The sequence below is a fragment of the Citrobacter sp. wls826 genome, from assembly GCF_005281245.1.
In the GTDB taxonomy this organism is placed as follows: Bacteria; Pseudomonadota; Gammaproteobacteria; order Enterobacterales; family Enterobacteriaceae; genus Citrobacter; species Citrobacter braakii.
The window spans coordinates 1-7,591 of sequence record NZ_SZWS01000045.1 but is presented as its reverse complement, the minus strand read 5'-3'; the positions used below and the strand labels follow the sequence as shown (position 1 = coordinate 7,591).

The following is a 7,591-nucleotide window of genomic DNA, read 5'->3' as shown; positions in this document are numbered from 1 at the left end:
CTCTTCGCCGGTCCATTACTGACTGGGGCGGCTAAAATATTCAGCCAAATCCGATTACGTGAAGTAAAAGGTCTGAAAGATAGAACATCTTACCTCTGTACCCTACGTGAATAACTTTACTCTTTTTTGAGCAGCTCAGAAAGCACTTTTTGTAATTTTTTTTCATTCCTTACATAGGGAATTCTAATGGACATCACAAAAAGCTCTATCTTATGTTGCTTAGTTACGAAAAAGGGGCGTTATTCAGTAAACCCTTAGTGCGCCTGATCCCAGTTTTCGCCACTACCGACTTCCACCAGCAACGGCACATCAATCTGGGTCTCGTTTTCCATCAGTTGATGGATCTTTTTAGAGACGCTTTCGAGGTCATCTTTATGCACTTCAAACACCAGTTCATCGTGTACCTGCATGATCATGCGCACACGTGGTTGCTCGGTTTGCAGCCATCCGTCCACCGCAATCATGGCGCGTTTGATAATGTCTGCGGCAGTACCCTGCATCGGGGCGTTAATTGCCGCGCGCTCTGCACCAGCGCGACGAGCGCCATTACTGGATTTAATATCCGGTAAATAGAGACGACGCCCTTCCAGCGTTTCGACATAACCTTGCTCTTTTGCCTGTGCACGGGTGCGTTCCATATATTCCAGCACGCCAGGGTAGCGTTCGAAGTAGAGGTCCATGTACTTCTGTGCTTCTTTACGCGGAATATTCAACTGGCGCGCCAAACCAAAGGCACTCATCCCGTAGATCAGACCGAAGTTGATGGCTTTCGCGCTGCGGCGTTGTTCACCAGTCACGGAATCCAGCGGTAAGCCAAAGACTTCCGCCGCCGTTGCGCGGTGAATATCTTTCCCTTCGGCAAATGCGGTAAGCAGACCTTTATCACGCGAGAGATGCGCCATGATACGCAGTTCAATCTGTGAGTAGTCTGCGGAGACAATCACGTAGTCTTCTGGCGCAATAAACGCCTGACGAATACGACGACCTTCGTCATTACGTACCGGGATGTTCTGCAGGTTTGGATCCGTGGATGATAAGCGCCCGGTAGCAGTCACCGCCTGGTGATAGGAGGTGTGAACGCGCCCGGTTTTCTTGTTAATCATCAACGGAAGCTTATCCGTATAGGTCGACTTCAGTTTTGCTAAGCCGCGATATTCCAGGATCACTTTCGGCAATGGGTAATCGAGCGCGAGCTCTTCCAGTACCTCTTCCGACGTTGATGGCGCGCCGCCAGGGGTTTTCTTCAGCGGCTTAATACCCTGCTTTTCAAACAGGATAGTTTGCAGTTGCTTGGTGGAAGAGAGGTTAAACGCTTCTCCGGCGATCTCGTGCGCTTTTTGCTCCAGCTCGTTCAAACGCAGCATCAGCTCTTCTGAATGTTTGTGCAGAACAGCCGGATCGATTTTCACACCATTGCGCTCAACGCGAGACAAAACAGGAACCAGCGGCATATCGATATTTTCAAAGACGTTCAGCGGTCCTTTATGCTGCTGCAATTCTGGCCACATTTTGAGATGGAGCTGTAGCGTAACGTCGGCGTCTTCCGCAGCGTAACGTCCGGCTTCTTCCAGCGCTATCTGGTTAAAGGTCAGCTGGTTTTTGCCCTTTCCGGCGATCTCTTCAAAGGTGATGGTTTTATGTTTCAGCCAGCGGTCCGAGAGGCTGTCCATATCGTGTCGGCCAGCGACGCTGTTAAGAATGTAGGATTCGAGCATGGTGTCAAAGGTGATTCCACGCAGTTCGATGCCATAGTTCGCCAGGATACCGCGATCATACTTCAGGTTTTGCCCGACTTTATGCGCTTTCTCATCTTCCAGCAGCGGCTTCAGCAATGCCAGCGCGCGGTCGCGAGCGATCTGATCGGGGGCGTCCAGGTAATCGTGGGCAACAGGAACATATGCAGCCACACCCGGTTCAATGGCAAAAGACAGGCCAACCAGATTCGCAGAGATGTTGTCCAGGCTGTCAGTTTCAGTATCGAAGGCAAAGACAGGCGCTTTTTTCAGCTTCGCAATCCACTCTTCCAGCGTCGCTTCATCCAGAATTGTCACATAGTTATCATACGAGAGAACCGTGGCCGGCCCCTCAGGCGTTTCATCGACGGCGATAGTTTCCTGTGGTTTTGCCGCCGGCTTCGTTCCTTTCGCCTGTAGCCATTTACCCGCTTCAACGTCAGTAACCCAACGCTTGAATTCATACTGTTTAAACAGGCCAAGCAGTTCATCCGCTGCCGGCTGACGTACTTCCAACTGCTCGCAGGTCAACTCCAGTTCAACATCCGTTTTAATGGTAGCCAATTGATAAGAGAGGTACGCTACCTCTTTATTCTGCTCAAGCTTGCCCGCCATAGTTTTCGCACCACGGAAAGTCAGCCCCGCGATTTTGTCTGATTCAGCATAGAGGGTATCCAGCCCCCCCAGCCCCTGCAGCAGAGCCTGCGCGGTTTTTTCACCTACGCCAGGAACGCCTGGGATGTTATCTGAGGAATCCCCCATCAGCGCCAGGAAATCGATGATCAGTTCTGGTGGAACACCATATTTATTCACCACTTCATCCGGGCCGAGGATCGTATTGGTCATGGTGTTGATCAGGGTGATATTCGGCGTCACCAACTGAGCCATATCTTTATCACCGGTGCTAATCAGCACCGGACGCCCCACCTTCTCTGCTTCTCGCGCCAGCGTACCGATGACATCGTCTGCTTCCACGCCCGAAACGGCCAGCAGTGGCAACCCCATCGCTTTTACCATCGCATGCAGAGGCTCAATCTGCGCACGCAGATCGTCCGGCATGGGTGGGCGGTGTGACTTGTAGTGTTCGAATAACTCATCACGGAAGGTTTTACCCTTAGCGTCGAATACCACCGCAGCATGGGTCGGCTGATATTGCAGAATCAAGCTACGCAGCATGTTGAGGACACCATACATCGCGCCAGTAGGTTCTCCTGCACTGTTGGTCAGCGGCGGGAACGCATGGTATGCGCGATACAGGTAAGAGGAGCCATCTACAAGGATAAGTGGGTTTTCTGGGATCTGAACCATAATGTCCGTGCCTGTTTATCAGATTATGGGTAAAGGATGCCACAGACAGGATGAAAACATGAGTTTTTCGCCGCATTTGTCGAAAAACTTTTGTAGATCTTCTGCTTTGATCGCAAAGAAGACTGTGGATAACTTTGTGAATAAATAATTTTCAGCTCTTTAAATATAGCAATGAAATTAACACATCATTTTATTTATACATATATTTCAGAAGCTTAAATAAATACGTAGCATTTTATTCCATTTATACAGCTTATATCCTGATGTGGATAGATATTCCCTTTTTTTCTATTCAGGGAAGATCCATCATTTGGTTCGTTTTCTGATAAAATCAGCCCCTTGCGCCTCTTTAGCGCACTATCTATGGCTAACCTTTTGAATAATTTAATTATGACGAGAATACTCGCTGCGATAACGCTGTTGCTGAGTATCGTATTGACCATATTGGTCACGATTTTTTGTTCTGTGCCGATCATCCTTGCCGGGGTTGTAAAACTCCTTTTGCCCGTTCCCGTTGTCTGGCGCAAGGTTTCTGTCTTCTGTAATTTCATGATGTACTGCTGGTGTGAAGGTCTGGCGCTACTGCTACACCTCAATCCGCGACTGAAGTGGGATGTCGAGGGACTGGAAGGTCTTAGCAAGAAAAACTGGTATCTGCTCATTTGTAACCATTACAGTTGGGCTGACATCGTTGTGCTTTGCGTGCTGTTCCGTAAGCACATCCCCATGAATAAATATTTCCTCAAGCAACAACTGGCCTGGGTGCCCTTTATTGGCCTGGCCTGCTGGGCGCTGGATATGCCGTTTATGAAACGCTATTCGCGAGGCTACCTGCTCCGTCATCCAGAACGGCGCGGTAAAGATGTCGAAACAACGCGTCGTTCCTGCGAGAAGTTTCGCGTACACCCGACAACTATTGTGAATTTTGTCGAAGGTTCACGCTTTACCAAAGAGAAACGTGAGCAAACCCGCTCTCCTTATCAAAACTTGCTCCCTCCAAAGGCGGCCGGTATTGCGATGGCATTGAACGTACTGGGGTCGCAGTTCGATAAAATGTTGAACGTCACGTTGTGCTATCCGGAAAATAGCAGCCGACCGTTCTACGATATGCTGAGCGGTAAGCTAACGCGTATTGTCGTGCGGGTAAATCTGGAGCCAATTCATGAAGAGTTACACGGTGATTACGTGAACGATAAGGGATTCAAGCGTCGGTTTCAGCTGTGGCTTAATACGCTGTGGAGTGAGAAAGACGCGCAACTCGACGCGATTAAAGCCTCAAATGAAAAAGCCGGTCAGCACAAGTGACCGGCTTTTGCTTTTACTTCTGACCAACCAGATACTTCACAGTATCCGCATACTGTTGTACAAAGATATCCATGCTGCTGGTATCCATGCCCTGCGGATTTACCTGATATTTGCCATTCACGAACATTGCCGGAACGCCCTGCAGCTGTAAATCAGCCGCCGCTTTTTCCTGCTGCGCCACGAGTGATTTCACCACGAAGCTGTTCCATGCCGCATCATAGTCTTCACCCTTAATACCCGCGTCGACAAACACTTTACGGATATCAGCTACAGACTGAACGGTCTGGGTTTTCTGAACACCTTCAAACAACGGAACGGTTACTTGATCTTCAACGCCCAGCGCCATAGCAACGGCCCAAGCTTGCGTCAGATCTTTGCCCAACGGCCCCAGAAACTCGACGTGGTACTTAGTCATCTTAGTGCCTTCCGGCAGTTTTTTCTTCACGTTATCAGATACGTGAAGAACTTCTTCAAACTGATAGCAGTGCGGGCAGTAGAAGGAGAAGAACTCCAACACTTGCGGTTCACCCGCAACAGGCTTTTCCAGAGTGATGTATTGTTTGCCATCCTGGAACTGCGCTGCAGATGCGCTAAAAGCTAAAACCATACCAGCCAGCGCCAGCCATAATTTTTTCATGTTCAAATTTCTCCGATTAATACATTGGCGTTAATTGTAAGGGGGGCTCTTGCAGAATTTTTGCCTGCTCAATAAAGGTCGCGGTCTGACGATGCCAGTAATCTTCCCCGGTTAACCACGGGAAGTTTTTTGGAAACGCAGGGTCAGCCCAACGTCGAATTAGCCAGGCAAGATAATAAACTAAACGCATAGCGCGTAAAGGTTCTATCAGTCCGATTTCAGAGGTGTCGAACTCACTAAACTCTTCATAAGCCTCGATAATGGTTTCAAGCTGCATGCGTTGTTCAGCTTTATCGCCATTGAGGAGCATCCATAAATCCTGAACAGCCGGGCCATTGCGGGCATCATCTAAATCGACAAACATCGGACCATCGCGCCACAGAATATTACCGGCATGACAATCACCGTGCAGACGTAACGTGGTAAAACGTGCATGCCAGCGTTCGGTAACGACCGCGATAAGCGCATCCGTTGCCTTCAGGAAAGCCGCTTTTTGCCCTGATGGGATCAACTGTGCGTGTTCAAAAAGCTTACGCGGCTCAGTCAGGTATTCTTCAAGGCCAATCGTCGGGCGAAAGGCAAAAGTACGCTTGCATCCGGTCTGATGCATACGCCCCAGATAGCGCCCCACCGCCTCCATCTGATCGATATTGTCGGCCTCAAACTGCCGCCCGCCGACGCTGGGGAAGATCGCATAATGGAAACCCTGATGGCTTAACAGCGTTTGGCCGCTTAGTACCAGCGGTGCAGCTACCGGGACTTCATCGCTTACCAGTTCCAGAGCAAACTGGTGCTCTTCCTGGATCTGCTCGACAGACCAACGTTCAGGGCGATAAAACTTAACGACAAAGCGTCGACGGTCTTCGTCCTGGAATTGATAGACACGGTTTTCATAGCTGTTAAGCGGGGTAAGCCCGGAGTCCACCCGGATCCCCTGCTCAAACAGTGCATCCATGATGGTATCCGGGTGTAGCGTCTGGAAATTAAAAGCGTTGTCGTTCATCCCATCATCCGGAAAATACTACGAATGATTCAGGATATCATTTCGCAGCGCTTTCGGTGGTGGCGATTACAAGCTTTTACTCTTTAATTACGCCACGTGCGCGGAGTAGTGCGGTTTTAAAATCTTCTTCATAATCTTTCTGAATACCTGGGATGACGGCGTCTTTCGCCGAGTCACGCATTTTCAGGTGATAGATCAGAATGTCATCAGTTAAATCCGCCAGTTCGCCGTCAAAACCTGACTCTTGCGCCAGTTTCTGTAAAAATTGCATCAGGTTAAGATCGGGTTCCTTCTGCCAGGCCGGCTGGAGGAGTTCAATAACTTCATTCAGACGTTTACATTTCATGGTTGTGCTCCTTAGGCTCAATACAGATACGTTAGCAGGGTCAATCCCACATTAAAAGAGGCGATATCAGTGATTCTGGATAGTGCAATAACAGGGGTTGTGCTGGCAGGCGGTAAGGCCAGACGGATGGGCGGAACCGATAAAGGTCTGCTTGAGCTGGATGGTAAACCTCTTTGGCGGCATGTGGCCGATACCCTCGCTTTACAGGTCGAAACCGTGGTGGTTAATGCCAATCGCCACCGGGATATTTACCAACAAAGCGGCCTGAAAGTTATCCCTGATTCATTGGCCGATTTCCCTGGCCCACTGGCCGGGATGCTATCGGTATTCCTGCAGCAAGCGGGGGAGTGGTTTCTGTTCTGCCCGTGCGATATGCCCTATATTCCTCACGATCTGGTCAAACGTTTGAAGGAACAGCGCAAAGCTGCACCGGTTGTCTGGGTGCATGATGGGGAAAGAGATCATCCGACCATTGCGCTAATGCACCGCACCATGCAACCCTTGCTACAAGATTATCTTCAGTCCGGTGAAAGACGCGTTATGGTCTTTATGCGCCAGGCTGGCGGTCATGCTGTCGATTTCAGCGATCATAAAGATGCGTTCGTGAACGTGAACACCCCTGAAGAACTTGCAAAATGGCAGGACAAATCATGATCCCATTACTCGCTATAGCAGCATGGAGTGGAACGGGAAAAACTACGCTGCTTAAAAAATTGATCCCGGAGCTACGTGCCAGAGGCATTCGTCCCGGATTGATTAAGCATACTCATCACAATATGGATGTTGATAAGCCCGGCAAAGATAGCTATGAGCTACGCAAAGCCGGTGCAGCACAAACCCTGGTCGCCAGCCAGCAGCGCTGGGCATTAATGGTAGAGACCCCTGAAGAGCCCGAACTGGATTTAGCGTACCTGGTAAGCAGGATGGATGCTTCTACACTGGATATGGTGTTGGTTGAGGGCTTTAAGCATGAACCTGTTGCTAAGATCGTTCTTTTTCGCGACGGTTGCGGGCACAGTCCAGAGGACCTGGCGTTAGACAACTATGTTATCGCGGTTGCCAGTGATATTCCGCTTGCGGTGGATGTTCCATTGTTAGATATCAACGATATACAGCAAGTTGCCGATTTTGTTACGCAATGGATAAGAAGATAGCTGCTGTGTCGTGATACGCCTTTGTAGGCCGGATAAGGCGGGAGGTCACTTCCGGCGATTTTCATCCCTGCAGACGCAAAAAAGCCCATCCGGCAGGATGGGCTT

General features: G+C 49.7%; 7 protein-coding genes. 3 read left to right on the top strand and 4 right to left on the bottom strand.

Translation table 11 applies throughout. The features are described 5' to 3' along the window. Nucleotides 1-254: 254 nt before the first annotated feature. Nucleotides 255-3,041 carry a DNA polymerase I gene (polA, locus tag FDW87_RS09610; protein ID WP_016157863.1) on the bottom strand — a complete coding sequence of 929 codons (2,787 nt, stop codon included), beginning with the start codon at nt 3,039-3,041 and terminating at the stop codon, nt 255-257. 363 nt (nt 3,042-3,404) lie between these two features. Here polA and FDW87_RS09605 point away from each other — a divergent pair, with 363 nt between their 5' ends. Next, nucleotides 3,405-4,346: an acyltransferase gene (locus tag FDW87_RS09605; protein ID WP_016157862.1), complete on the top strand. Its 942-nt coding sequence runs from the start codon at nt 3,405-3,407 to the stop codon at nt 4,344-4,346. A gap of 13 nt (nt 4,347-4,359) precedes the next feature. On the opposite strand, the gene dsbA is transcribed toward FDW87_RS09605, so the two are convergent. The 3 genes from dsbA to FDW87_RS09590 form a co-directional block, all read right to left on the bottom strand. Continuing rightward, complete coding sequence (gene dsbA, locus FDW87_RS09600; protein WP_016155156.1) at nt 4,360-4,983, bottom strand: thiol:disulfide interchange protein DsbA; 624 nt, start codon at nt 4,981-4,983, stop codon at nt 4,360-4,362. Nucleotides 4,984-4,999: 16 nt separating this feature from the next. Beyond that, complete coding sequence (locus FDW87_RS09595; protein ID WP_016155155.1) at nt 5,000-5,986, bottom strand: serine/threonine protein kinase; 987 nt, start codon at nt 5,984-5,986, stop codon at nt 5,000-5,002. Nucleotides 5,987-6,062: 76 nt separating this feature from the next. After that, nucleotides 6,063-6,332 carry a YihD family protein gene (locus tag FDW87_RS09590; RefSeq protein WP_003028616.1) on the bottom strand — a complete coding sequence of 90 codons (270 nt, stop codon included), beginning with the start codon at nt 6,330-6,332 and terminating at the stop codon, nt 6,063-6,065. Nucleotides 6,333-6,401: 69 nt separating this feature from the next. Here FDW87_RS09590 and mobA point away from each other — a divergent pair, with 69 nt between their 5' ends. Both mobA and mobB read left to right on the top strand, forming a co-directional pair. Continuing rightward, nucleotides 6,402-6,986, top strand: a complete 585-nt coding sequence (mobA, locus tag FDW87_RS09585) for a molybdenum cofactor guanylyltransferase MobA (protein ID WP_016157861.1) — start codon at nt 6,402-6,404, stop codon at nt 6,984-6,986. Then, on the top strand, nt 6,968-7,486 hold the full coding sequence (gene mobB, locus FDW87_RS09580) for a molybdopterin-guanine dinucleotide biosynthesis protein MobB (RefSeq protein ID WP_029139699.1): 519 nt from the start codon (nt 6,968-6,970) through the stop codon (nt 7,484-7,486). The genes mobA and mobB overlap by 19 nt, the downstream gene beginning before the upstream one ends. Nucleotides 7,487-7,591 lie beyond the last annotated feature (105 nt).